General features: G+C 38.7%; 24 protein-coding genes and 1 pseudogene. 16 read left to right on the top strand and 9 right to left on the bottom strand.

The features are described from left to right. Window positions 1-91: 91 nt before the first annotated feature. From GQO39_RS00240 to panB, 10 genes and pseudogenes are all read left to right on the top strand, one after another. Window positions 92-2317 (top strand): RelA/SpoT family protein, encoded by a 2226-nt coding sequence (locus GQO39_RS00240; RefSeq protein ID WP_156850442.1) that lies wholly within the window; start codon window positions 92-94, stop codon window positions 2315-2317. Between the two features lie 17 nt (window positions 2318-2334). Then, window positions 2335-2913 carry an orotate phosphoribosyltransferase gene (gene pyrE, locus GQO39_RS00235; protein WP_156850557.1) on the top strand — a complete coding sequence of 193 codons (579 nt, stop codon included), beginning with the start codon at window positions 2335-2337 and terminating at the stop codon, window positions 2911-2913. A gap of 94 nt (window positions 2914-3007) precedes the next feature. Further along, window positions 3008-3583 (top strand): DUF2062 domain-containing protein, encoded by a 576-nt coding sequence (locus GQO39_RS00230; protein ID WP_156850441.1) that lies wholly within the window; start codon window positions 3008-3010, stop codon window positions 3581-3583. Between the two features lie 23 nt (window positions 3584-3606). Next, the gene (acpS, locus tag GQO39_RS00225) at window positions 3607-4008 is read left to right on the top strand and encodes a holo-ACP synthase (RefSeq protein WP_156850440.1); all 402 of its coding nucleotides are present in this window, start codon (window positions 3607-3609) and stop codon (window positions 4006-4008) included. An 81-nt stretch (window positions 4009-4089) separates the two neighbouring features. After that, entirely contained in the window at window positions 4090-4902 is an 813-nt protein-coding gene (gene lepB, locus GQO39_RS00220) for a signal peptidase I (RefSeq protein ID WP_156850439.1), read from the top strand. Next, window positions 4883-5589 (top strand): annotated as a pseudogene (gene rnc / locus GQO39_RS00215) (ribonuclease III). The gene lepB and the pseudogene rnc overlap by 20 nt, the downstream one beginning before the upstream one ends. Beyond that, on the top strand, window positions 5582-6481 hold the full coding sequence (gene era, locus GQO39_RS00210; RefSeq protein ID WP_007552094.1) for a GTPase Era: 900 nt from the start codon (window positions 5582-5584) through the stop codon (window positions 6479-6481). Before rnc ends, era begins: the two are co-directional and overlap by 8 nt. 7 nt (window positions 6482-6488) lie before the next feature. Beyond that, window positions 6489-7235 (top strand): DNA repair protein RecO, encoded by a 747-nt coding sequence (recO, locus tag GQO39_RS00205; protein WP_007552093.1) that lies wholly within the window; start codon window positions 6489-6491, stop codon window positions 7233-7235. A gap of 30 nt (window positions 7236-7265) precedes the next feature. Continuing rightward, entirely contained in the window at window positions 7266-8141 is an 876-nt protein-coding gene (panC, locus tag GQO39_RS00200) for a pantoate--beta-alanine ligase (protein ID WP_156850437.1), read from the top strand. Then, window positions 8128-8946 (top strand): 3-methyl-2-oxobutanoate hydroxymethyltransferase, encoded by an 819-nt coding sequence (panB, locus tag GQO39_RS00195; RefSeq protein ID WP_156850436.1) that lies wholly within the window; start codon window positions 8128-8130, stop codon window positions 8944-8946. Before panC ends, panB begins: the two co-directional genes overlap by 14 nt. A 417-nt stretch (window positions 8947-9363) precedes the next feature. On the opposite strand, the gene GQO39_RS00190 is transcribed toward panB, so the two are convergent. After that, window positions 9364-9984, bottom strand: coding sequence for a YfbR-like 5'-deoxynucleotidase (locus GQO39_RS00190; RefSeq protein ID WP_156850435.1), 621 nt, complete (start codon window positions 9982-9984; stop codon window positions 9364-9366). Further along, window positions 9984-10850: a CAF17-like 4Fe-4S cluster assembly/insertion protein YgfZ gene (gene ygfZ, locus GQO39_RS00185; protein ID WP_156850434.1), complete on the bottom strand. Its 867-nt coding sequence runs from the start codon at window positions 10848-10850 to the stop codon at window positions 9984-9986. The genes GQO39_RS00190 and ygfZ overlap by 1 nt, the downstream gene beginning before the upstream one ends. 64 nt (window positions 10851-10914) lie before the next feature. Here ygfZ and GQO39_RS00180 point away from each other — a divergent pair, with 64 nt between their 5' ends. Further along, entirely contained in the window at window positions 10915-12243 is a 1329-nt protein-coding gene (locus GQO39_RS00180; protein WP_156850433.1) for a dihydroorotase, read from the top strand. A gap of 110 nt (window positions 12244-12353) precedes the next feature. Here GQO39_RS00180 and GQO39_RS00175 read toward each other — a convergent pair whose 3' ends face one another. Continuing rightward, the gene (locus GQO39_RS00175) at window positions 12354-12725 is read right to left on the bottom strand and encodes a TIGR02301 family protein (RefSeq protein WP_007552086.1); all 372 of its coding nucleotides are present in this window, start codon (window positions 12723-12725) and stop codon (window positions 12354-12356) included. Window positions 12726-13243: 518 nt separating this feature from the next. Here GQO39_RS00175 and cysS point away from each other — a divergent pair. From cysS to pssA, 5 genes are all read left to right on the top strand, one after another. Beyond that, window positions 13244-14752, top strand: a complete 1509-nt coding sequence (cysS, locus tag GQO39_RS00170) for a cysteine--tRNA ligase (RefSeq protein WP_156850432.1) — start codon at window positions 13244-13246, stop codon at window positions 14750-14752. A gap of 42 nt (window positions 14753-14794) precedes the next feature. Further along, window positions 14795-15466, top strand: a complete 672-nt coding sequence (locus GQO39_RS00165) for a DUF421 domain-containing protein (protein WP_156850431.1) — start codon at window positions 14795-14797, stop codon at window positions 15464-15466. 115 nt (window positions 15467-15581) lie between these two features. Beyond that, window positions 15582-17465 (top strand): ABCB family ABC transporter ATP-binding protein/permease, encoded by a 1884-nt coding sequence (locus GQO39_RS00160; protein ID WP_156850430.1) that lies wholly within the window; start codon window positions 15582-15584, stop codon window positions 17463-17465. A gap of 116 nt (window positions 17466-17581) precedes the next feature. Further along, window positions 17582-18280: a phosphatidylserine decarboxylase gene (locus GQO39_RS00155; protein WP_156850429.1), complete on the top strand. Its 699-nt coding sequence runs from the start codon at window positions 17582-17584 to the stop codon at window positions 18278-18280. A gap of 8 nt (window positions 18281-18288) precedes the next feature. Continuing rightward, window positions 18289-19128, top strand: coding sequence for a CDP-diacylglycerol--serine O-phosphatidyltransferase (pssA, locus tag GQO39_RS00150; protein ID WP_156850428.1), 840 nt, complete (start codon window positions 18289-18291; stop codon window positions 19126-19128). Between the two features lie 507 nt (window positions 19129-19635). On the opposite strand, the gene GQO39_RS00145 is transcribed toward pssA, so the two are convergent. The 6 genes from GQO39_RS00145 to rplI all read right to left on the bottom strand — a co-directional run bounded on the left by GQO39_RS00145 (window position 19636) and on the right by rplI (window position 26798). Continuing rightward, entirely contained in the window at window positions 19636-20385 is a 750-nt protein-coding gene (locus GQO39_RS00145) for an SDR family NAD(P)-dependent oxidoreductase (protein WP_156850427.1), read from the bottom strand. 2 nt (window positions 20386-20387) lie between these two features. Then, window positions 20388-21881, bottom strand: coding sequence for an amidophosphoribosyltransferase (purF, locus tag GQO39_RS00140; RefSeq protein ID WP_198039390.1), 1494 nt, complete (start codon window positions 21879-21881; stop codon window positions 20388-20390). 115 nt (window positions 21882-21996) lie between these two features. Next, a complete protein-coding gene (locus GQO39_RS00135; RefSeq protein ID WP_156850425.1) occupies window positions 21997-22539 on the bottom strand; it encodes a CvpA family protein in 543 nt (180 codons plus the stop codon). A 141-nt stretch (window positions 22540-22680) separates the two neighbouring features. Further along, a complete protein-coding gene (gene radA / locus GQO39_RS00130) occupies window positions 22681-24057 on the bottom strand; it encodes a DNA repair protein RadA (RefSeq protein WP_156850424.1) in 1377 nt (458 codons plus the stop codon). Window positions 24058-24063: 6 nt separating this feature from the next. Next, window positions 24064-25554 carry a replicative DNA helicase gene (locus GQO39_RS00125; RefSeq protein WP_156850423.1) on the bottom strand — a complete coding sequence of 497 codons (1491 nt, stop codon included), beginning with the start codon at window positions 25552-25554 and terminating at the stop codon, window positions 24064-24066. A gap of 647 nt (window positions 25555-26201) precedes the next feature. Next, window positions 26202-26798, bottom strand: coding sequence for a 50S ribosomal protein L9 (gene rplI, locus GQO39_RS00120; protein ID WP_156850422.1), 597 nt, complete (start codon window positions 26796-26798; stop codon window positions 26202-26204). Between the last annotated feature and the right edge of the window lie 15 nt (window positions 26799-26813).

The following is a 26813-nucleotide window of genomic DNA, read 5'->3' as shown; positions in this document are numbered from 1 at the left end:
CGTGCGACAGCGGTTATTTTTTTGTCTTTTATTGAAGAGATATTCATGTTCAATAAGGGTTAGGTTATGAGAATGTAAAGGATATGCTCGTATGATGCGTCAGTGTGAGCTTGTTGGACGTGTTCAGCGTTACAAGTCTGACGTAGATGAGGCTTTGTTAAATAGAGCCTATGATTATGCAATGCGAAAGCATGCTCACCAGAAACGTGCTTCTGGGGATCTTTATTTTTCTCATCCTTTAGAAGTTGCTGCTATTTTGATAGATATGCGGTTGGATGAAGCAACAATTGCCGTTGCTCTTTTGCATGATACAATTGAAGATACAAGTGCCACGCGAGCAGAAATTGACCAACTTTTCGGATCTGAAATTGGCAAGTTGGTTGAAGGGCTCACAAAACTTAATAAGCTTGATCTTGTATCTAAGAAGGCAGTACAAGCGGAGAATCTTCGTAAACTTCTTATAGCTATTTCTGATGATGTTCGTGTTCTTTTAGTTAAACTTGCTGATCGTCTTCATAACATGCGCACCCTTGGTGCTATGCGTGATGATAAGCGTCGGCGAATTGCTGAGGAAACAATGGATATTTATGCGCCACTTGCAGGCCGTATGGGTATGCAGGATATGCGCGAAGAATTAGAAGATCTCTCTTTTTTTTATTTAAATCCAGAGGGTTATCGTACGATTACCAACCGGCTTTCTGAACTATCGAAGCGCAATCGTAATTTACTTTCTAGGATTGAAAATGAACTGACAAAACTTTTTTTCGAGCATGGCATTAAAGCAGACGTTAAAAGTCGTCAGAAAAAGGCTTATTCAGTCTTTCGCAAAATGGAAAGCAAGGCATTATCTTTTGAACAATTATCCGATATTTTTGGATTTCGCGTTATTGTTGGAACAGTGAATGATTGTTATCGTGCTCTTGGTATCATCCATACGACGTGGCCAATGGTACCAGGTCGTTTTAAAGATTATATTTCTATACCGAAGCAGAACGATTATCGTTCCATCCATACAACAATTGTAGGGCCTTCGAGGCAACGTGTTGAACTGCAGATTAGAACTGCCGCTATGGATGAAATTGCTGAATATGGTGTTGCTGCACATTCTATTTACAAAGACCATGGTTCTCATTATTCGACTTTGAAGTTATCAAATGAAACCAATGCTTATGCATGGTTACGTCAAACGATTCAATCTTTGTCTGATGGGGATAATCCAGAGGAGTTTTTAGAACATACAAAGCTTGAGCTTTTTCAAGATCAAGTGTTTTGTTTTACTCCGAAAGGCCGCTTGATTGCATTTCCAAAAGGCGCCACCCCTATCGATTTTGCTTATGCCGTTCATACTGATATTGGTGATTCTTGTGTGGGGGTAAAAATCAATGGTCGTATTATGCCTTTAATGACTAAATTAAAAAATGGTGACGAAGTTGATATTATACGTTCACAAGCTCAAATTCCCCCAGCGGCATGGGAATTCCTTGTTGTAACAGGGAAAGCACGTTCAGCTATTCGTCGAGCAACCCGTGCAGCAGTACGTAAGCAATATTCAGGCTTGGGATATCGTATACTAGAGCGTTCGTTTGAATATATGGGAAAACAATTTTCTGAAGATGTTCTTAAGCAAGTTTTGCCGCGCTTAGCACGCAAAGATGTGGAAGATGTATTGGCTGCTGTTGGCCGTGGTGAATTACTATCCGCTGATGTGATTAAAGCGGTTTATCCTGATTATCAAGATCACCGTGTAGTACAAAAGTCGTCTTTTAAGCCTGGGAAAGAAGGTTGGTTTAACATTGAAAATGCTCAAGGTATGATTTTTAAAGTTCCAGAAAACGAAAAGGATGCAACGGTAGAAAGGTTTCAATCCAAAGCTTTACCTATTCGAGGAACTCATGGAGATATTCCTGTACGATTTTCTCCTGAAGGGGCAGTGCCGGGAGATCGAATTGTTGGTATTATGCAACCGGGGGCAGGGATTGTTATTTATCCGATACAGTCTTCGGCTTTGATGGCGTATGATGATCAGCCAGAACGATGGATTGATGTCCGCTGGGATATAGATGCCCAAATGAGTGAGCGTTTTCCTGCTCGGATTAATATTCTGGTTGTTAATAGTCCTGGCTCTTTGGCTGAAATTACGCAAGTGATTTCTGCTAATGATGCCAATATCCAAAATTTATCTTTTATCCGTACAGCACCAGATTTCACAGAAATTATGATTGATCTGGAAGTTTGGGATTTAAAACATTTAAATCGTATTTTTTCTCAGTTAAAAGAGGCAGGTTCGGTTAGTGTAGTACGGCGGGTTCATGGATGAAAAAGAGAGATTTTGCGATGAATACAAAAGATGTGATTGATATTTTTAAACAAGCAGATGCTATCTTGGAAGGGCATTTTATTTTAACATCGGGACGTCATAGTGCGACTTATATGCAGAAGGCGAAAGTATTCATGCATGCTGACTTGACGGAAAAATTATGTCGTGGATTAGCTGAAAAAATAAAAAAATCTGTTGAGGGAAAAATTGATTATGTAGTTGGTCCCGCGATTGGAGGACTTATTCCTTCGTACGAAACTTCACGTCATCTTGGTGTGCCTTCTCTTTGGGTAGAGCGTGTAAATGGCGTATTTGAATTGCGTCGTTTTGAAATCAAGAAGGGTGCACGAGTTGTGATTGTTGAAGATATTGTGACAACAGGTCTTTCAATTAATGAGACGGCTGAGGCTCTGGTGGCAGCAGGAGCAGATGTTTTGGCGAGTGCATGTATTCTTGATCGTTCTGGTGGCAAGGCTGATGTCGGAGTTCCGTTGGTTGCACTTGCTGAATATGAGATAGCATCTTATGCTAGTGACGCACTCCCTGTTGAACTTGCTATGCTTCCAGCGATCAAGCCAGGAAGTCGAAATATTTAATTGTCTTTCTACTTTTTTTTATGCAAAAGCTTGGAGAAATTAATTTGGATTATACGGGTTATTTCATTGTCATAAGATATATATTGAGAATCATATGCTTTTTCGTCGTCGAGAACCAGTAGATTTTATAGAACGTGTTCGACTTTGGTTATGGCCACGTCGTTCATTTTCTCGCTCATTTTGCTACATACGTAAGCGTATTTTACGTATATCAGCGACGCCTCATAAAGTTGCGTTGGGGTTTGCTATCGGCGTTTTTTTAGCTTGTTCACCTCTTTTCGGAATGCATATCATTTTGGCAATATTTTTTTCTTGGATTTTTCGTGGAAACTTTGCAGCAGCGATTATCGGGACGGTTTTTTCTAATCCGCTCACATTTTTGCTAATCGTTATGGCTGATTATAAGGTAGGCTATTTTTGTTTATCGCTTTTTAGCAATGTAGATGAGATTTCTCTTTCTCAAATTCGCTTTCTGTTTAATGGTTTGACACTGTCGAATGTATCTATGCTTTTTAAGGACGCATGGAATTCAATCATGAGACCTATGATTTTAGGTGGTACCCTTTTGGGTTTTACTCTGGGTAGCTTATCTTATATAGGTGTTTATAGAGCAATCGTCCGGTTTCAACAAAAGCGATATCAAAAAATAATAAAAAAAAAGCATTTGTGACAAGGAAATTTGGGTGATATTTTATGATCATTGGTCTTGGAAATGATTTGATTGATATAAGACGCATTGAAAGAATGTTGGTTCGTTATGGTGACCGTTTTGTTCAACATATCTTTACTGATGTTGAGCAGACAAAATCTGAAAATCTCCGAAAAAGATCTTCTTCTTACGCCAAAAGATTTGCTGCCAAAGAAGCATGTGCTAAGGCTCTGGGGACAGGAATCGCTTGTGGTGTGAGTTGGAAAAACATGGGGGTAGTCAATTTATCATCCGGAAAACCAATTATGAAATTAACAGATCGTGCGCAAATACAATTACAAAAGTTATTACCTCCTCATCATGAGGCTGCCATTCATCTTAGTATAACGGATGATTTTCCTTGGGCGCAGGCATTTATTATTATCGAAGCGCTTCCACGTGGATAGATATTGCAGGAGATTGTACTTTTATTATTTAAACATTATGATAAAAAATAAGTTATATCTGTTATGGGAAGGTAGTCTGTAATGATCCAGAAAGAGAAAATGCATAAAAAGGAAGAAAAAGGTGGAATTCTTGAATTTATTTTAGTTTTAATACAAGCTCTGTTTTTAGCTGGGGTTATTCGTACACTTTTTTTTCAACCTTTCAGTATTCCTTCTGGCTCAATGCGTCCTACTTTGCTCGTGGGGGATTATCTTTTTGTTTCTAAATATGCATATGGGTATTCTCGTTTCTCCATACCCTTTTCTCTCCCTATTTTTTCGGGACGTATTTGGGCATCTCAGCCTCGGCGTGGAGATGTTGTGGTTTTTCGTTTACCCAGTAATCCAGAAATTGATTATATAAAACGTGTTGTTGGACTACCAGGCGATCGTGTACAAGTTCGTCAAAGTGTTCTTTATATTAATGACGAGGCTGTTTCACGCCACTTTATGGGAAAGGTTGATAATTCTGATATAACAGAGGTTAATTACCCTGTTGACGTTTATCGTGAGACAATGCCGAATGGTGTTAGCTACAATACACTTGATTTAGCGTTTATCCCGCAAGTGGATGACACGAAAGTTTTCGAAGTTCCATTAGGGCATTATTTTATGATGGGTGATAACCGTGATAATTCAGATGATAGTCGTTTGGATGTGGGCTATGTTCCAGAGGAGAATCTTATTGGTCGAGCAAGTATAATTTTTTTCTCTATAAGTAATGGTTCAAGTGCTTGGCAGATTTGGCGCTGGCCATTTGATATACGTTGGAATCGTTTGTTTTCTTTTATCAATACCGTTCATGATTTACCGCTTGTCAAGCAAGGGATCAACGATGAAGCGTCCAATGATTGATCAGCTTGAAAAACTGACGGGGCATCATTTTAAAGATGAAGAGAGATTAAAAAAAGCATTAACACATTCTAGTGTACAAGATTCTGGGCAGGGAAATTATGAGCGGTTGGAATTTTTAGGTGATCGGGTTCTAGGGCTTTTGATTGCAGAAATGCTGTATCAATTTTTTCCACAGGCAAGTGAAGGGGAATTATCAGTACGTTTAAATGGTTTAGTTAATGCACAGACATGTGCTGATATTGCGCAAGAAATGGGCTTACCTGATATGATCCATGTTGGTTTTGAGATGAGAAACTTCGAGGGGCGTCGACTTACGAATATGTACGCTGATGTGGTTGAAGCTTTGATTGCTGTGATGTATCTTGATGGAGGATTGGAGAGTGTTCGTCCCTTTATTCGAAGATATTGGCAAAGTCGGGCAAAGCAGATGGACGCTGGTCGACGTGATGCCAAGACAGAGTTGCAAGAATGGGCGCATATACAAGGCGGTGTACAACCACATTATCGAGTTATAAAGCGTTCTGGTCCAGATCATAATCCTGTTTTTATGGTAGAGGTGAGCATTTTAGGTTTTGCACCGGAGATTGGGCAGGGAAATTCTAAGAGATGTGCTGAAAGAATGGCGGCTGAAAAAATTTTACGGCGAGAGGGAATATGGGAACAATAGGAAAAAGTAATCATGAATGACCTTCCCAAAACGCGTTCTGGTTTTGTTGTGCTTATTGGAATGCCTAATGCCGGTAAATCTACGTTGGTTAATCAGTTAGTTGGGACGAAGATTTCAATTGTAACGCATAAGGTACAAACAACGCGAACTTTAATTCGTGGTATTGTTGTTCATGATAATGCGCAAATTGTGTTGGTTGATACTCCAGGTGTTTTTCGTCCCCACAAGCGTTTAGAACGTGCTATGGTGTCTGCTGCTTGGGGAGGTGCTAAAAGTGCTGATGTCCTTTTAGTTTTGATTGATGTTCAAAGTGGTCTTTCGGATGAAGTTTGTAAAATGTTAGATATTGTGAACAATATTAAACAAGATAAGATTCTCGTTCTTAATAAGATTGACACAGTCGTTAAATCATCCCTTTTAGCGTTAACCTCTCAAATTAATGAGCGAGTGACGTTTGTGCAGACATTTATGATTTCGGCTTTAAACGGTTCTGGTTGTAAGGATTTGCTTCATGTATTAAGTACAATGATGCAGGAGGGTCCTTGGTATTATCCGGAAGATCAAATTTCAGATATACCCATGCGTCATCTTGCTGCTGAAATCACGCGTGAAAAGCTTTTTCTCCGTCTCCATGATGAACTTCCTTATACTTCAACAGTCGAAACAGAAAGCTGGGAAGAGTATTCGGATGGTTCAGTTAAAATTAATCAAGTCATTTATGTAGAGCGTGAGAGTCAAAAAAAAATTGTTTTAGGAGCAAAAGGCGATACAATTAAAGCGATTGGACAAGCTGCACGTAAAGAATTAATGGAAATTATGGAACAGAAAGTCCATCTTTTTCTCTTTGTGAAAGTGCGTGATAATTGGGATACCGATCCAGAGCGTTATCGCGAAATGCGATTGGATTTTTGAAAACAAAATGAAATGGAAAGAACAAGCCATTATCCTTGGGACACGCCAATATGGTGAAACAAGTGTTATTCTTGAAATTATGACGCGTCAGCGTGGGCGTTATATGGGAGTAGTAAAAGGGGGACGTTCGCGTCGTCTGGCAGCTCTTCTTCAACCTGGGAATTTTGTTGAGGCTGAATGGTGGGCACGTTTAGACGAACATTTGGGGCTTTTTCGGCTTGAAGCGCTTAACTTACATGCTGCACGATTAATTCTTTTCCCAGAGGCACTCTATACTCTGCAGTTGATAGCTTTTCATTTACGCCTTCTTCCTGAGCGTGATCCGCATCCCATTTTATACGATATTTTATATCTCTTTATGCAAAATTTTGACGAGCGGTTTATAAATGCAGAATTGCTTGTACGTTTTGAAATGCGGCTTCTTGAAGAACTTGGCTTTGGCCTTGATTTGTCTCATTGTGCTGCAACGGGCAGTACAGAAAGACTTTGTTATGTATCACCAAAATCAGGACGAGCTGTATGTGAGGAGGCGGGGCGCCCTTGGAAAGAGAAACTTCTCATTTTACCACAGTTTCTTGTGCAAAGAACGACACGTCCTGTAAATTTTAATGATATAATAAACGGTTTCATTCTAACAGGTTTCTTTTTAATGCGTCATGTCTGGGAACCACGGGATATAAAGCAGCCATCAGTACGCATGAATTTGATACAATTATTTGAACGCCAATTTCATATGCAAGCATTAATTTGTTGATTTGATAAATTGATAAATAGTCAATAAAATATGAAAATGCGAATCTTGAAAACAATTTCTGAAGTACGTCGATATATTGCAGAAGAACGGTGTTTAGGACTTTCGATTGGTTTTGTTCCAACGATGGGGGCACTGCATGAAGGTCACTTGGCATTAGTGCAGCAAGCCAAGGAAACGTGTGATAGAGTATTTGTTTCTATTTTTGTCAACCCAAAACAATTTGCTCCCAACGAGGATTTTGATAAATATCCAAAAGATTTGATGGGTGATTATGCTTTGTTGAAAAAAGCAGGAGTTGAGTATGTTTTTGCACCTTCTCTAGAAGAAATGTGGCCACTAGGAAATGACACAGTTGTGAAGGTAGGAAAATTATCACGTATTTTGATAGGGAGATTACGTCCAGGGCATTTTTGTGGTGTGACTAGCGTTGTTGCTAAGCTTTTTAACATTGTCCAGCCAGATAAGGCTTTTTTTGGAGAAAAGGATTTTCAACAAATTTTGATTATTCGTCGTATGGTTGAAGACTTGGCTTTTCCTATTGAAATTGTTGGAGTGCCTGTTTTACGTGAAGAAGATGGACTCGCCTGTTCTTCACGTAATCAGCTTTTAACATTAGAAGATCGTAAAGCTGCAAAAATTATTCCTCAAAGTGGTAAGACTGCTGAAAAGTTTTATCGCCAAGGTGAACGCTCGGTTGATAAATTATGCAAAATCGTGCGTGATATTTTACAGCAAGAATCGCGCGCAATCATTGAATCGGTGGATTTGCGAGATATGGAAACCTTATGCGAGGTTAAGGGGAGATTAAAAAAACCTGCAGTTTTGCTTCTCACCGTCCGCTTTGGTACAGTGAGGCTTATTGATCAATACATATTGCAAGAGAAGCCTGAAAATGAGTGTACATAATAAAACTACGAAACGTATAACTTCTTCTGAAATACGATCAAGAAAAGGGCAACAACCGATTGTTTCTTTGACGGCTTATCAGGCTTATACTGCACGAATTGCTGACCCATATTGTGATTTACTTTTGGTTGGTGATAGTGTTGGTATGGTTGTGTATGGGTTTGAGACAACACTTCCTGTTAATTTAGACATGATGATTTTGCACGGACAGGCGGTTGTGCGTGGGTCCAAGAAAGCTCTTGTAGTTGTTGATATGCCTTTTGGTTCTTATGAAGAAAGTCCAGAACAAGCTTTTTCTAATGCGTCGCGTATTCTTGTAGAAACAGGGTGTGGGGCAGTTAAGCTTGAGGGCGGTGTTTATATAGCAGAAACAATTGATTTTTTGTGTAAACGTGGTATTCCAGTTATGGGGCATATCGGATTGACACCACAGGCGGTAAATCGTTTTGGCGGTTTCAAAACACAAGGACGCAAGGAGAGTGATTGGCAAAGGATTGAAGCCGACGGGACAGCGATTGAAGAAGCTGGTGCTTTTGCTGTGGTTGTGGAAGGAGTTGTCGAACCTTTAGCGGTGGAGATTACAAAAAAACTTTCTATTCCGACCATTGGTATTGGTGCGTCTAATCAGTGCGATGGACAGGTATTGGTTATGGAAGATATGTTGGGCTATAGTACTTATGTACCAAAATTTGTGCGTCGTTATGGTGCTCTTGAACAAGCAATGGAGACCGCAATCAAGAATTATGCAGAAGATGTCGTATCGCGTGCTTTTCCAGCTGGTAAAGAAGTTTATAAACTGAAATAAAATCCACTTTAATATGAAAAGTTTGCCAAGGGTACATTTGTTATCGGGCTTTGATAATGAATGTATACTCTTTCATATATTTCTTGTTTGTATTCAATTTGAGCTGTAATTTTTAATATATCATTTCATTTATATATTATTGACTCGTGAACTCATAAAGGTTTCGAAGTTTTTATTGATAGTATATCACAAAAACTTAAAATTAATAATATGTGCTTTTCGTTAGTTTTAAGCTGTAAGTTATTATAGAGGTAGAAGTTGTAGAGTATAACAATGTCTATAGGATAATGTACGGAAGAGGGAGGATTATTCTTTTTATAATTTCATTCAAGTAAGCGTTAAAGAGAAAAGGCAAAAACTTAATACATGCATTCTTCTCAACTAAAATAATAAAGGATGAATGATACAAGAAGAATATTAGTACACTCTCTGGGCATCAAGGTTACTAAAACGGATTAAAAAGGTATTTTCAATTTGTTGTGTAGAGTGTGGTTGCAAATTGAGATCATCGGGTAAAATATTATTTGGAGAGCCAAAATAACGAAGAGCTTCTTCTGTATTAAATCCAGCAAGCGTGATAGCTTCGTAGAATGCAGCAATGCGATCAGCTTGTTTGATTTTTCTTAAGAGCTTTTGAGAAGGATTAACGGGGAGGGAAAAGCGCATGTGGATAGCATCTTGTAGACGTCTTTCGATGCGCTCATATTGTTTTCCTATGACAGCTTTAAAGGGCGAAATCATATCACCGATGACATATTCCGGTGCATCGTGAAGAAGGGCACACAAGCACTCATTGCTACATGATTGGGGAAAAAGCTTTTGAAATATTTGTTCTACCAAAAGTGAATGTTGTGCAACAGAATAGGCATGTTCTCCTCGTGTTTGACCGTTCCAACGTGCAACACGGGCAAGTCCGTGGGCAATATCTTCGATTTCAACATCAAAAGGAGAAGGGTTTAACAAATCGAGACGCCGGCCAGAAAGCATTCTTTGCCAAGCACGTGCTTCTCCATTTTTTGATAATTCAGTTTTAGCCATTAGTGCGTTTCCACAGTGCTTTCAGGGAAGGTAAAATTCATATTCTCAGCAATGCTTATTGTGACGGGAGAATTTTCTACTGTAAATGGGATATTGTTATTCATAGCATCTCTGACATGATCTATGCGTATTAAAACTAGGGCTTCGTTTGCAGCACATGTCCCTAGGGAACCAAGTATTTTTGTTCCTGCTTTAACGCTGGAGCCTTTGGTTAATTCGTGCTGGCTTTTTACGACTAAAACACGGCGACGTGCCGCGCGACGATGATGTATTCTTGAAACAACTTCTTGCCCGATATAGCAACCTTTATTAAATGCTAGCCCACTGATTTGATCGTAATTAATATCATGAGGAAAGACTTTACCTATTTCGTAATCTTGACCGCTTTCTGCAATTGCATAACGAATACGTAATCGATCCCACTTATCATTATATTCTGGAGCAAAAAAAGGTATTTTTCCATAGGATCGTATTATTTTTTCTTTTTGTGTAAATCGCTTATCAATAAAACTTGAATCAAAATTTAAAGTATTTGATTCATTATTCCAAAAAACTGTAACAAGTTTTTGTAATGGTTGTGTAATTTCTACTTTCGTATGCAGCTTATAAAGAAGCAGACGCTTGTAGAGGGTATCAGCTAAAGATGCAATGATATCAATCAGATAACCATCATTTCTTTTACCGATAAGAAAATCAGCAATAACCTTTCCTTGTGGAGATAAGAGAGCTCCAGGGAAAATTTCTTGTGGGCCGATTTGTGTCACATCTGTCGTGATAAGGACTTGAAGAAAATGTGTTGCTTCTTCACCAGTAACTTTAATAATTCTACGGTTTTTAAAGAGAATGGCATTTTGTTTTTCAATCATGGATCTTGCCTTTCTGCCTAAAGTTACATAATCGATAAAGAAAGGATATATGAGGAGCACGGCTATGTTTAAAACATTTGATACAATTTTTAAAGGCGCAACAGTGGTAAATCATGATGGAAGGAGTAAGCGTGATATTGGTATTACAAATGGCCGCATTGCTGAAATTGGGGATCTTACATGTGTATCTGCTAGTGAAGTAATTGATTGTACAGGGCTTCACATTTTACCAGGGATTATCGATAGTCAAGTTCATTTTCGTGAGCCAGGCAATGAACATAAGGAAGATTTAGAAAGTGGTTCGTATTCCGCGGTTTTAGGGGGGGTTACAGCAGTATTTGAAATGCCTAATACCAATCCATTAACCACATCGGAGGAAGCTTTGTCTGATAAAGTAAAACGCGGGTTTCATCGGATGCATTGTGATTTTGCTTTTTGGGTTGGAGGAACACGTGAAAATGTATATGAATTAGCCGAGTTAGAAAGACTTCCTGGAGCTGCTGGAATTAAAGTTTTTATGGGGTCTTCTACGGGTGATCTTTTAGTGGATGATGATGAGAGTGTGCGTCTTATTTTGAAGAATATTCACCGTCGTGCAGCTTTCCATTCTGAAGATGAGGCAAGGCTCAGAGAGCGTAAAATGTTGTGTATCGAAGGGGATGCATCATCACACCCAGTTTGGCGTGACGAAGTCGCAGCACTAAAATGTACACAGCGCTTGGTGAAAATCGCGCATGAAACGAAGGCGCGCATTCATGTGCTTCATCTCTCTACTGCGGAAGAAATTGATTTTCTAAAAAAACATAAAGATGTGGCAACCATTGAAGTTACGCAGCATCATTTGACGTTAACTGCTGATGATTATTTGCAGTTTGGCACATTAATTCAGATGAATCCACCTATTCGTGAAAGCCGCCATCGTGAGTCTCTTTGGTACGGCGTTCAGCAAGGTATTATTGATGTGTTAGGTTCTGATCATGCTCCTCATACGCTTGAGGAAAAGCTTAAAACTTATCCAACTTCACCTTCAGGGATGACTGGTGTACAGACAACAACGGCAATTATGCTAACACATGTAAATGCAGGAAAGATCTCTCTTGAACGTTTTGTTGATCTCACTTCGCATGGTCCTAGCCGGATTTTTGGTATAAGCTGTAAAGGGCGCCTTGCTGTTGGATATGATGCCGATTTAACCATTGTTGATCTTAAGCGGGAAGAAATTATTACGAATGCATTAATTGGTTCGCGTGCCGGTTGGACACCTTATGATGGTCAAAAAGTTAAAGGTTGGCCTGTTGGGACCATTATTCGTGGTATGCGTGTCATGTGGGAAGGCGAAATTGTCACACCTTCGCAAGGTGAGCCTGTTAAATTTATAGAAGCTTTGGCGTGACAAGATTAAGATTTAGGAGGCTTTGTAGAATAATTTTGTGCGTGTAGAAAGTTCTCATAACGATTTTGTGAAGACAAGCTATCTTGAAAGCTTGAGAATTTTTCTATGGGTTAATTGTTAAGACGCGTAAGAAGGCTTTCGGACAAGGCTCTACCCTCTTTAACGTATCTTTTATTTGCTTCAATTGCTGATCGTGTACAACGATGATAATTTTCTGAAAAGGCACGATACGCTTCATTAAATGCTTCGTAAAAATAAGCGCGTCTTTGTGGCATTGGTTGTTCTGCTTCGATCAATGCGGTCATGTAGTCATACCATTGGTTTGTTGGAGTCTTACAAAGATTATGCAAATAGTGCAAAGATCCCAAAATTTCTGCTAGTCGTAGCAATTTTGTTTCATAGGGAGGAGATTGTTGCGCAAAAGTTGGTGTTAAAGCTAGAAAAAATGTTAAAAAAGTAATATTTATCAGTATATTACGCATTGTTTTACTTTTCCTTTTTAGTAAGACTTTGTAGATTCCAATCGCGGATAAAATGATTTTGTTGTAGAGAATATGTTAAAAAATAGGGCGAAAATGCTTTGTGTATTATTACCAATAGTGAGTGTGTTATAGAATTTAGGGCATGAAAGAGAATAAGGAAACCATCATGAGGTTATAAAAAGTTCCGACAAATCTTTATGTGGTTAAAGATTTTAGATTTTTTATATGTAATTCGTTTTTTGTATGAATTTACGTTATATAGCGCGTTGCAAATTTTCTCTTAAGACAGTTTCCTCATCAAGGAAAGGTATGCTTTTTATCGATAAAATGCTCTTATCCAATCAAATAAATTGGATTGTTTTTGTGACAGATGATGGATACAGCTTAGATGAAGGGGGGAAGTTATGAGGATTTTACATAAGAGACATGAAAGTTTTAACCTAACTACATAATGCAATAATCTTGGGTAAGATTCATCATGCAGAATGGTGAGTAGTATCGCTAACGGAGTATAATTTATGAGAGAGTTGCGATTTTATAATACGCTTACACGTAAAAAAGAAAATTTTACACCGATAGATGCAACTAAGGTACGCCTTTATGTTTGTGGCCCAACGGTTTATGATTATGCGCATATAGGAAATGCACGTCCTGTGATCGTTTTTGATATTTTATTTCGCTTATTGCGTCATGTTTATGGCAGTGATCATGTTATATATGCACGTAATATTACAGATGTGGATGATAAAATTAATGCACGAGCAGTTTATGAATATCCAGAGCTAGCACTTAACGAAGCTATTCGCCAATTGACGGAACATACATATTTTCAATTTCAACAAGACACACTAGCACTTGGTTGTTTACTGCCCACGAGTCAACCGCGTGCAACTGATCATTTAGGAGAAATGCGCTCTTTGATTGAAAGGTTGCTTGAAAAGGGGCATGCTTATAAAGCGGAAAATCATATATTATTTTCTGTGAGCAGCATAAAAAAACATCCCCATTATGGGGCATTTGCAAGACGCTCTTTAGGTGAAATGAGAGCTGGTGCACGTGTTGATGTAGCTGCTTATAAAAGGGAAGAGATGGATTTTGTTTTATGGAAGCCCTCTGTGGAGGGGGAACCAGGTTGGGTATCGCCAGCAGGAATTCCTGTCTTAGGTCGTCCGGGATGGCATATCGAATGTTCTGCGATGTCGATGGCAAAGCTGTTAGCACCCTATGGTGGTGGTTTGTTCTGTGATGATCCAACAGCGAATATTTTTGATATCCATGGTGGTGGTATCGATTTGATTTTTCCTCACCATGAAAATGAGATTGCACAAAGTTGTTCAGCTTTTGGAACTGAGCGGATGGCTAATCTTTGGATGCATAATGGTTTTTTGCAAGTTGAAGGCAAAAAGATGTCTAAAAGCCTTGGAAATTTTATAACTATTCGTTCTATTTTAGAGAGTGATTTGGTTGAGATTAGTAGTATTTTAACAGAAGAAATGAAGAAAAATTGGGTTGGTTTGTCTGCACGTTTTTCGATGTTACAAACGCATTATCGTGAACCGTTAAATTGGACAGCTCAACGTTTGGCACAGTCTAGTAGCGAACTCTATCGTTGGTATCAATTGCTTCGCTGTGAAAAAGAAGGAGTAAGAAACAACGAATCGATTGATGAATCTTTGCTAAACGCACTCAGTGATGATCTTAACACTCCGAGTGCATTTACTCTTTTGCGAAAATTTTATAAAGCAAGAAATGCTACAGCTCTCGCAAATGGGATGAATTTATTTGGGCTCTTGCGGCAAGAGTGGATTGGAGATGTAGAATGCCCATTGTTTGTAAGAAAAATTTTCCTTGATAAAAAAATTATCGATCAACGCATTGCCGAAAGGTTACAGCTTATCCATAATAAAGAGTGGGAAGCTGCGGATACAATTCGTGATGAGCTTGCAGCCGAGGGGGTTTTACTCAAAGATAGCAAGGATTCACAAACTGGTGAACGTATAACCGTGTGGGAAATAAAACGCTTATAATTTCCGTATTCTAGCAGCTTTCATAACAAGGGAGAAAGTTTGATGGATTTTTTATATCATTACGGGTATGTCACATTTAAATTGGTTGTAGGTCTTATAGCCTTCCTCCTGATTTTAAGAACAACGGGACGCGGAAGCCTCAGTCAAATGACACCAGTTGATTTGGTAAGTAATTTTGTGATGGGGAGTATCATTGGAGGAGTTGTTTATAATCCGAATATTAGTAGTGTTCAATTGCTGATTGTTTTATGTATTTGGCAAGCTTTGGTGACATCTCTTAATTTTTTTGCACGCTACTCAGTTTTTTTTCGTCGTCTTATTGCAGGGCGAAATATCACATTAGTTTTAGATGGTATATTTCAAATAGATAAGATTAAGAATTTAGGTATCAGCGTAAATGATTTGATTACAATGTTGCGAATTAAAGGTTGTAGTTTACATGAAGCCGCTTTTGTTCATTTAGAAACCAGTGGTGAGTGTTCTGTCGTTAAAAAGGACGAGGGAAAGAAGTCCGTCATTTTAGTAGAAAATGGCGAAATTATCGATGATGGACTTAAAGAGATTGGTAAATCAAAGACGTGGCTTCAAGCAGAATTGAAAAAAAAGCGTGTAAAAATTGAGAATTTATTTGCAGCAGAATGGTATGAGCGTACAGACCAAAATAATAAATCTTATGGCGGATTATTTCTTGTTCCTTTTTCAAAAACAGTCTAACCTCAAGGTTAAGGCGTATAGTTTGCCGGAGGCATAGACAAAGAGATGATATGATCTGTAAACAGCAACAGGATGGTTATCGTCTGTTGAGTGAATATAAAACAGTAAGGACTTTATGGAACAGAGTGAAATGACAAAAACCGTGTCATCAGGTGCGGGGCAAATTCTACGTACGCTTTATAATTTATGGCCTTATATGTGGCCGGTAGATCGGCGCGATCTGAAAATCCGTGTACTATGGGCGATATTTTATCTTATTTTAGCCAAGCTCGTTCTCATATGTGTGCCATATTTTTTTAAATATGCTACGGATGCACTTGATGCAAGCATTAAGCTCCCTGTATGGTTTCCATCCAATTGGGCTATTCCCATCATCTTGGTTTTAGCATACAATGTTACGCGTATTATTCAGGCTGGATTAAACCAGTTACGTGATTCCATTTTTGCAACCGTTGGTCAACACGCTATTCGCCAATTAGCTTATAAGACTTTTGTACATATTCATGAATTGTCTTTGCGATTTCATCTAGAAAGGCGAACGGGCGGACTTTCTCGTGTGATTGAGCGTGGTACGAAGGGAATTGAAGCTATCGTCAGATTTTCAATTCTGAACACAGTGCCAACAGTTTTAGAATTTGTTTTGACAGCATTTGTATTTTACATAAGCTATGGATGGCATTATTTGTTCATAGTTGTAACGATGGTTGGTTTGTATATTTGGTTTACAATCAAGGCAAGTGATTGGCGCATTCGAATTCGGCAAAAAATGAATATTGCAGATACTGAGGCTAATACGCACGCTGTTGATTCTCTTTTGAACTTTGAAACTGTCAAATATTTTTGCAATGAAACTCTGGAAGCGCGTCGATTTGATTCTTCTATGGCAAATTATGAAAAAGCGGCAACAAAAATTTGGACATCATTAAGCTGGCTTAATTTTGGTCAGGCTCTTATTTTTGGTATTGGAATGACTATTCTGATGTTGATGTCAGCTTATGAAATTTTTCATAAGACCCAGACTTTAGGGGATTTCGTTTTTATTAATGCGCTTTTAATACAGCTTTCTATTCCGCTGAATTTTATTGGTTCAATTTATCGTGACGTTCGACAAGGATTAACTGATATAGAAGCCATGTTTGATCTTTTAGATGTTCAGCAGGAAATCATTGATAAATCAGATGCCAAACCATTGATAGTGCGTGATGGTAGTATCCGGTTTAGTCAGGTAAAGTTTTCCTATGATCCGACTCGTCAGATTCTCAAAGATATTGATTTTGAAATCCCTGGAGGCAAAACAGTTGCAATTGTTGGTCCATCAGGTGCTGGTAAATCGACAATTTCTCGATTACTTTTTCGTTTTTACGATGTGGATGCGGGTTCCATTACAATTGACGGGCAAGATATTCGTGATGTAACACAAAAAAGTTTGCGTGAAGCTATCGGCATGGTACCGCAGGATACGGTGTTATTTAATGATACAATTGCATATAATATCTGCTATGGGCGCCCAAGTGCTACAGAGGAAGAGATGTGTAAAGCTGCTGAAATGGCACAGATATCACAATTTATTGGGATGCTTCCAGAAGGATTTCAATCTATGGTAGGTGAGCGTGGACTCAAACTATCAGGTGGAGAAAAACAACGTGTGGCTATTGCACGGACGCTGTTAAAAGCTCCTCCACTTCTTATTCTAGATGAAGCAACTGCGGCTCTTGATACGACAACGGAACAGGAAATTCAACAAGCATTGGATATCGTAAGCCGTGGACGGACAACATTGATAATTGCGCATCGTCTTTCTACTGTTATAAATGCGGATGAAATTTTAGTTCTCAAAAATGGCCGTATTATTGAAAATGGAACTCATGCAGAGCTTTTACGTAAGAAAGGTTTATATGCTTCAATGTGGAATAAGCAGCTTGAAGCATCGCAAGCTGAAGAAAAATTACGTAAAATGCGTGAAGAAGATGAGGCAGGCGTTGTTAATCGTAAAAAATAAGCTGCGCAAAATGTAACTTATAACTTTATATGGAGCGATTGATTAAGTACAAATAAGGTAAGGAGGAACAAAGAGATTTATTACTTGTTTAAGTTATACTATGAATAGGAAATTACATGAGTATTCTACAATCGATCCATAATAGCTTTGTGCCAATTCATAAAGAGGGTTATCCTTTTATTGTAGTGTTTTTTATTATTTCGCTCATTTTGGGTTGGGTATGGAGTCCGTTGTTTTGGTGTGGTCTTGTTCTCACGGTGTGGTGTATATACTTCTTCCGCGATCCGGAGCGTGTGATCCCTTTGAATCCCAATTGGGTTATGTCTCCTGCTGATGGGCGGATCTCATTTGTTGAGCAATGTGTCCCGCCTGAAGAATTAGGATTGGGTAGTAAAGAAATGATCCGTGTTTCCGTATTTATGGATATTTTTTCGTGCCATATTAACCGTATTCCCATAAGTGGTACAGTAGAATCTATAGTTTATCACCCAGGTCAGTTTAGAAATGCCGAGCTTGATAAAGCTAGCCAGTTTAATGAGCGTAATGGGCTGGTGATTGACAGCATGCACGGTAAAATTGGTATGGTACAGATAGCTGGGATGGTTGCTCGCAGGATTGTTTGTTGGTCAAAAAAAAAGGATTCCGTCATTACTGGAGAACGGTTTGGATTGATTCGATTTGGTTCTCGCCTTGATATTTATGTACCCACTGAAATGAAATTGCGTGTTGCGGTTGGACAGACAGCAATTGCTGGAGAAACAGTGCTAGGCTCTTTTGATGATAAGAGTGCTACAACTGACTTCAGATTTGATTAGGACAAACAATGAAAAATTTTTCACTATTTTCTTCATTTAATCCTGAGGAGCAGCATGATGATGCTGCAAATCGGTGGCGTTCACCTATACCCATGCGATATATCATTCCTAATATTATCACTGTTTTGGCGATTTGTGCAGGAATGAGTAGCATTCGTTTGGCTTTTGAGCATCGCTATGAGGCTGCTATTTTAATGGTTCTTTTGGCAGCAATCCTAGATGGTGCTGATGGTCGTGTTGCTCGTTTGATGGATGGGAGTTCATCTTTTGGAGCGCAGATGGATTCTCTTGCTGATGTGGTTAATTTTGGTGTTGCACCAGCGCTTATTGTTTACTCCTTTATTTTGACTCAAGCTCATCAAGTAGGTTGGGTAGCAGCCCTTGTCTATTGTGTTGCTTGTTGTTTGCGGTTAGCGCGTTTTAATGTGATGTTAGATAACATGGATATACCAAAATGGCAGGAAAATTATTTTATTGGCGTTCCTGCACCGGCAGGGGCGTTGTTACTTTTATTGCCTATGTATCTAGGAGCTCTTGGTTTGATGCCGAGTTGGGGATGGGCGTTATTTTTTAGTCTTTATACTGTGATTATTGCTTTTCTATTGGTTAGTCGTTTACCGGTATGGAATGCAAAAACGATTGATCAAAGTTTGAGGCGTGATATTGTCGTACCGTGCATATTGGGCGTTGTTATTTATGTGGGTTTTCTTGCAACTTACACATGGCACACTTTATTGATTACAGCTGTTGGCTATATGATTTTTCTCCCCTGTAGTTTCATAGCGTATAATAAACGGGCTGCTTTGGAAGAAAAAAAGAGCAGCGCTAAAACTCCTCAAGAAACATAAAACTTTATATTTTATTTTTGAAAAAGAATAATAGAAGTAGAGAGAAGTTTAATTCAGATTGGTCATTTCATATCTATGGCTATGGATTAATGGAGGTACATCTCTTACTAAGAATACTATACCATTATCTGCAGTTCATGGACTTTCTTTAAAAAATACATTTGTTTCTCTAAAGCTCATTTTACAACGGAAACTTGTAAAGGATATAACGAAAAGTCCATTGTGTTCTGCTATCTTTATGCTTATGAGGATATAAGCCTTGCACCATCATTATAATTTTACAAGCTCCCAATGTACACAACCACTCCTTGCATTTAGACTCTCCATGAGAGGCGTATCTACCCTCTTTTTAAATGTCCTTTATCCACACATTGATTCCTCTTATGATGTACAAGAGATTCTCTCTAATGCATCATAGAAGAATTCGATATGAAAAAGTTTACTGTATTCAGAATTTTCATTCAAGTCGCAAAATAATAAATTATTTTTATAAATCAAAGCGTTGACTTAATAAGGTATATGGTAATCCATAAACCGATTTTTACGGACATTAAATAGTCTTCCTGTCTCTTTTAAATTAGGCGATGATAAGTGAACTATTTTTGTTGCAACTTCTTGTGGTGAAGGGAGAGTCTGAGAATCCTCACTGGGCATGGCTTGTGCACGCATGGCAGTACGTGTTGCACCGGGGTCAACACAATTAATTTTGATAAGGGTTTGCTTTAACTCTTCCGCCCAACAACGAGCAATAATTTCTAAAGCAGCTTTAGAGGCTGCATAAGGTCCCCAGAAAGCGCGTGCAATATGAGCGACACTTGAAGATAGCAGAATCACTCGTCCAGCATCAGATTTACGCAATAAAGGTTCCATGGCTTTCATTAAGCGCCATTGGCTTATAAGATTTATTTGAAAAACATCTTCAAATACCGTGTTCTCGATATGAGCTATTGGTGAGAGCGTTCCAAGAATTCCTGCATTTGCAACCATAATATCAAGTTTTTTCCAGCGATTAGCAATTGAAACACTAAGATTATCAATGTGTTCCATATGATGTAAGTCGAGTGGGACGAGCGTTGCACAAGCACCTTTTCCTCGGATTTGATTATCAAGTTCAGTGAGTCCATTCACTGTTCGTGCAAGTGCTATGATGTGAGCACCGCGTGCTGCAAGCTCCAATGCTAAATGGTAGCCAATACCTTTTGAAGCACCAGTAACAAGTGCAACACGACCAAAGAGACTAAAATCAAGTTTTGTCATCATTAATCTCTTGTTTTAAGGACAGATGATTGATGAATTTTGGGGATGCTTTCTTGATCAACCAGATGTGTAGGGTACTGCCCAGTGAAATAATGGTCAGTAAATTGTGGATCGGCGTTATTCCGTTTTTCTCCTGCTACAGCAAGATACAGACCATCCGTTGAAAGAAATTCTAATGAATCAGCGCCGACAAAATTGCACATGGATTTTAAATCTGGGTATTGATTAGCCAATAGGCTTTCAACTTTAGGTGTATCAATGCCATAAAAATCGGGATAGAAAATCATAGGGCTAGAAATGCGCATATGAACTTCTTTTGCTCCTGCATCACGGAGCATTCGCACAATTTTGAGGGATGTTGTTCCACGGACAATGGAGTCATCAACGAGAATAACACGTTTTCCTTTGATGACAGAACGATTTGCAGAATGCTTTAATTTGACCCCAAAAGCACGAATTTGTTGTGTTGGTTCAATAAAAGTGCGGCCAACATAGTGATTGCGAATGATACCAAGTTCAAAGGGAATTCCAATTTCTTGTGCATAGCCAATTGCAGCAGGTGTTCCGCCATCAGGAACGGGAACTACGACATCACCTTCACAAGGAGCTTCTTGGGCCAAACAAATTCCCATGTTTTTACGGACCGTGTAAACACTCCGTCCTCCAACGATTGAATCAGGACGTGCAAAATAGACATATTCAAAAAGGCAAAGTTTTTCTGGTTTCTTATTTTCTGATTTTATAATTTTTTTAGTAATTTCGCCATTTTTTTCTATTTCACATATGATAATTTCTCCATTTTTAACATCGCGGACATATTTTGCTCCAATAATATCAAGTGCACAGGTTTCAGAACAAAAAATTGGTTTACCATCAAGATCACCCATTACGAGAGGGCGAATTCCTGTTGGATCGCGCGCTGCAATGAGCTTAGTGCGCGTGAGCGCTAACATGGCATATCCACCCTCCACTTGCCGAATAGCATCAACAAAACGATCAGATGATGATTCATAACGTGAACGTGCAATGAGATGAAGAAAAACTTCTGAATCTGATGTTGATTGACAGATGGCACCCGAAGCAATGAGTTGGCGGCGTAATGTAAGACCATTGGTAAGATTGCCATTATGGGCAATAGCAATACCTCCAACTTTTAATTCAGCAAAAAGAGGTTGAACGTTGCGTAATGCTATTTCTCCAGTTGTTGAATAACGGGTATGTCCGATAGCACGATTCCCCGGTAAACGGGAAAGTGTTGCAGGGTTTGTATAGTGATCACCAACAAGACCTAGATGTTTTTCTTGATGAAACATTTTGTTGTAGTAAGAAACAATACCAGCTGCTTCCTGCCCACGATGCTGCAGTGCATGAAGCCCGAGAGCTGTTAATGTTGCCGCATCTTCATGGCCAAGAATACCAAAAACTCCACATTCTTCGTGTAGAGTATCGTCATCCAATGAAAAATCCTGACAGGAAATGTCGCTCTTTGTCATCATATTCTTTCAGTTGTAATATACAAGATAGTTATATCATATTTCCCATATTATTTAAAACTTTTTGTCTATAATGAACTACTCCCCATTTTGCCAAATCACCCCTTAATGAGAGTGTTTATTTGTGCATATTCGTATCGTCTCTTTTAAAAAAATTTTCTGCCTTTTCGAGAACAATGTCGAGATCTTTGGGAAGCATTTCCCAAACTTTTTGTCCTAATGAATCTAAGATAGGTTTTGTTGTTGCACTTTTTAACCAATGAGTTTGATTCTCAGGTTTAATAAGCGCATTAATAAGTAACATGCCGATGACCATGATAAATAAACCGCGGAGTGCTCCAAAAACAAAACCGATAGTACGGTCTAGGATGCCAATTCGACTATCAATAATAAAATCAGAGATCTTCATTGTGATGATTGAAGTAATAATGAGAATAATAATAAAAATTGTGACCAGTGTTGTGATCAACGCAATCATTTTATTAGAGAGATATTGCTCAAAGAAGGGCAAGACAGGCTTGAATAAAAACAGTGTAGCAACAGCTGCGATTGCCCAAGAAACCAAAGAGAGCACTTCGCGCGAAAACCCTCGGAGCATAGCGAGAAACGCGGACAACAGGATGACAGCTACGACAATTCCATCAAGGACTGTTATGACCATTTGTTTGTTCCTTATACATAAAGTTGTGTTCTTTTAAGTTATATATAAATGCATTTCTTGTTATGCTGTTTTCTATTCTTATAGCAAAGATCTTTTGTATTTTGTAAAATTTTTTCTATATTATCATGTGTGTGGTGTAGATTATTTTTTACCTGAGCTAATAGCGGCAACAAGCTCAGGGAGGTTGGAGATTGTTTTTCGTTGAAAATTTAGTGATTTCGCTATTTTAGTCGTTGTAGTAGGATGAACAGCCCCCTGAAAGCCAAGTTTTTTTGCTTCATTGATGCGCTGTGTTGAGTGAGCAACAGCGCGGATAGCTCCTGAAAGGCTGATTTCACCAAAATAGACATAATCTGTTGGGAGAGGAATATTTGCGAGAGAGGATACCAAGGCTGCTGCAACGGCTAAATCAGCTGCTGGCTCTGATATGCGATATCCACCTGCAACGTTAAGATAAACATCATGTTGTCCAAAGGGAACACTGCAATGGGCTTCTAGAACAGCAAGAATCATTGAAAGGCGATTCCCATCCCATCCCACCACAGCACGTCGTGGTGTTCCGAGTGAAGAGGGAGCAACAAGTGCTTGAATTTCTACTAGTATTGGGCGTGTTCCTTCCATTCCTGCAAAAACAGCAGCGCCTGGTGCTTTTTCATTTCGTTCACCCAAAAACAATTCAGATGGATTGGTTACCTCACGTAATCCTTTATCGGACATTTCAAAAACACCAATTTCATCTGTTGGTCCGAAACGATTTTTTACAGTTCTAAGGATTCGATAATGATGTCCACCTTCACCCTCAAAATAGAGAACACCATCGACCATATGCTCGACAACACGAGGACCAGCAATTTGTCCATCTTTGGTAACGTGTCCGACAAGAACAACAGCTGCTCCTGTTTTTTTAGCAAAGCGGATCATTGCTTGAGCGCCAATGCGTACTTGTGTGACGGTACCTGGTGCTGAATCAGCTGCATCTGACCATAGAGTCTGAATGGAATCTATAATAACCATATCAAGTTTTTTATGTTCGCTTAAAGTTGCAAGGATATCTTCAACATTCGTTTCAGCCGCGAGTTTAACTTCTGTATTGGCTGCTCCAAGCCTTTGTGCACGAAGGCAGATTTGCGCGATAGCTTCTTCACCTGAAACATAGATGACGTGATGTCCTTTTCGCGATAAGGCGGCTGCTGTTTGTGTCAGTAATGTTGACTTTCCAATACCTGGGTCGCCACCAACAAGTAATGCAGATCCACGCACAAAGCCTCCTCCGGTGACACGATCAAGTTCAGCAATGCCAGAATGGATACGGGGAGCATCTTCAAGATCTACAGAAAGAGACGTAAGGGCAACTATGCGTCCCTTACGGACATTTTGCATAGGACCAGTGCCTATGCCAGTATTCGTATTTTCTTCAATAAGGGAATTCCATTCGCCACAAGAATTACATTTTCCAGCCCAACGTGAATAAATGGTTCCACAATTTTGGCAGATAAATTGAATACGGTTGCGTGCCATAGTGACTTACCCAATTTGTTCTGGAAGATAATTACTTTCTGCCAAATCGCTGAAACGCGTGAAATCAGACTGAAAAGCAAGATGCACAGTTCCTGTTGGTCCATGGCGTTGTTTTGCTACAATAACATCAGCTTTTCCAAAAGCTTTGTCCATTGCGTCTTGCCATTTCACATATTCAGGGCTACCTATCTTAGGTTCTTCATTTTTGAGGTAATATTCTTCACGGTAGACAAAAAGAACGATGTCGGCATCTTGCTCAATTGAACCAGATTCTCGCAAATCTGAGAGTTGTGGTCGTTTATCTGTTCGATTTTCAACTTGGCGCGAAAGCTGTGAAAGCGCAATAATAGGAATATTTAGTTCTTTAGCTAATGCTTTTAACCCTGTAGTAATTTCTGTAATCTCTTGAACACGATTTTCTGATGAACGCTTTGAATGGCTTGTCATTAACTGGATATAGTCAATAATTAAGACATCCAAACCATGTTGCCGCTTGAGACGACGTGCACGAGCAGCTAATTGTGTAATTGATATACCACCTGTTTGGTCTATATAGAGCTGTGCTTTTTGTAAGCTATTCATTGCACGGATTATTTTTGAAAATTGTTCTTCTGAAATATTACCACGCCTGATATCAGAGGAAGAGACTTCTGTTTGTTCTGAAATAATACGGGTTGCAAGCTGTTCTGTTGACATTTCCAGCGAAAAAAATCCCACAATTCCTCCCTCATTTTCTTGTATTTTAGCATCACGATTGCAAGCATTAGCAATATTAAAGGCAATATTAGTAGCAAGTGAAGTTTTTCCCATACCAGGGCGTCCAGCAAGAATAATTAAGTCAGATGGTTGTAGCCCTCCCATTTTTTCATCAAGCATCTTAATATGGGTGGCTATCCCTGATAACCGTGAAGAACGCTTTTGGGCAGCACTTGCCATGTCAACGGCTTTTTTGATCGCCTCATTGAAATTTTCAAATCCTCCCCCATACTTCCCCTTTTCTGCTAATTCAAACAAATTCTGTTCAATAGTTTCAATTTGTTGGGATGGCGTAAGCTCGATAGGAGCATTAAAGGCTGTATTGACAACTTGAGTTCCAAGATTAATCAAAGAGCGTCGGATAAAAAGATCATAGATGACCCGTCCGTAGTCTTCAGAATTAATGATTGTCACCGCTTCTGTAGCTAAACGCACAACGTAATTGTACACGGTGATATCTCCAACCTTTTCTTCAGCTGGAATGAAGGACTTAATAGTACGAGGTTCTGCGAGCCTCCCGTTTTTGATAATATAAGACAAAACGTCGTAGATTTTTTGATGTAAAGGTTCAAAAAAATGTTCTGGTTTTAAGAAATCTGAAACGCGATCAAGTGCGTCATTGTTAATGAGGATTGCTCCAAGCAACGCTTGTTCAGCCTCAATATTATGCGGGAGTTGTTGGAATGAAGGAGGATCTTCCTTTTGTGAAGAGCTGAAATTGACAGCGCTTTTTTTTTCCATAACGTTTTTTCCACTAAGATTTTGCGTTTGGCTATCTAAATAATAAATCGAGTGTTGTACATTAAAGAATAGGATTACACATCTTCGTTTTAAATTAAAATCACACGTTCATTTTTTTTAAAATTCTGAGCTTCAATCACTTACTAACAATATATGTAGCACTTGTATGTAAATATTCCTTTATCTTTTGTAACTTAAAAATTTTAGAGAGTGTTGAGTAAATTTTCAAAATTACGTTTTCAGCGTTCTCAAAGTGTGAGACTGTATTTCTAATATTTTAACATTTCATGGACTTATCACAATTGAAGCATGGAAGATTACTTTTCTTTTTGGTTGGAATTATTTTAGATAATGTAAGGATGTAAAAAATTATCATCCATACTAAGCTTATTTTCTTAATGCCGAATCTTAAGTTTTTTACTTCTTTTTTGGACAAATAACGTATGAAAGAGTTTTCCAGTGCCTCATTGATAGCTTTTTGTTTTTTACGCTATTATATAATATACTAAGGACTGCCTCTCCCATACAAATTTATTGTTTAGGATGAATTATAAAACCCTTAGCTTTTAAAGCTAAGGGTTTTATAACATGCTAATATGTTAAACAGTAGAAAAATAAAAATACAATAAAGACAGGGGGAAGAGAAATTAAACTTCTTCTTTCACATTATTTACATCGTTGTCATTCATTTCTTCTGTCAACGGCTCTTCCTGATTGCCTGTTAAGGGTTCCTCCGGAATATCATACATTTTTTCAGCAGAAATTAGAGTTTCACCTTCTGCCTGGCGTTGTGCTTCATTGACTGAACGTGCAACGTTAATGATTACAGAAACTTGAACTTCAGGGTGTAGGGTAAGAGTAATAGTATGAAGACCGATAGTTTTTATTGGATGGTTAAGTTCAACCTGATTCCTTCCAATAGAAAACCCTTCAACAGTTATAATTTCAGAAATATCACGTGTTGAGACAGAACCGTAAAGTTGCCCTGTTTCACCAGCTGAACGAATGGCAATAAATGATTTATTATCAAGTTTTTCAGCAATTTTTTGTGCTTCACTTTTGCGTTCAAGGTTACGTGCTTCAAGTTGAGAGCGTTGTATTTCAAAATGTTTTTTATTAGCTTCATTCGCGCGTAAAGCTTTACCTTGAGGCAAGAGGAAGTTACGTGCATAACCATCCTTAACTGAGACAATATCACCCATTTGACCAAGACGAGGAATACGCTCGAGTAGAATAATATCCATAGTTTTTCCTTTCGA

The organism is Bartonella refiksaydamii, assembly GCF_902652675.1.
GTDB lineage: Bacteria > Pseudomonadota > Alphaproteobacteria > Rhizobiales > Rhizobiaceae > Bartonella > Bartonella refiksaydamii.
The sequence above is the reverse complement of the archived record's forward strand: the minus strand, read 5'-3'. Positions and strand labels throughout refer to the sequence as shown.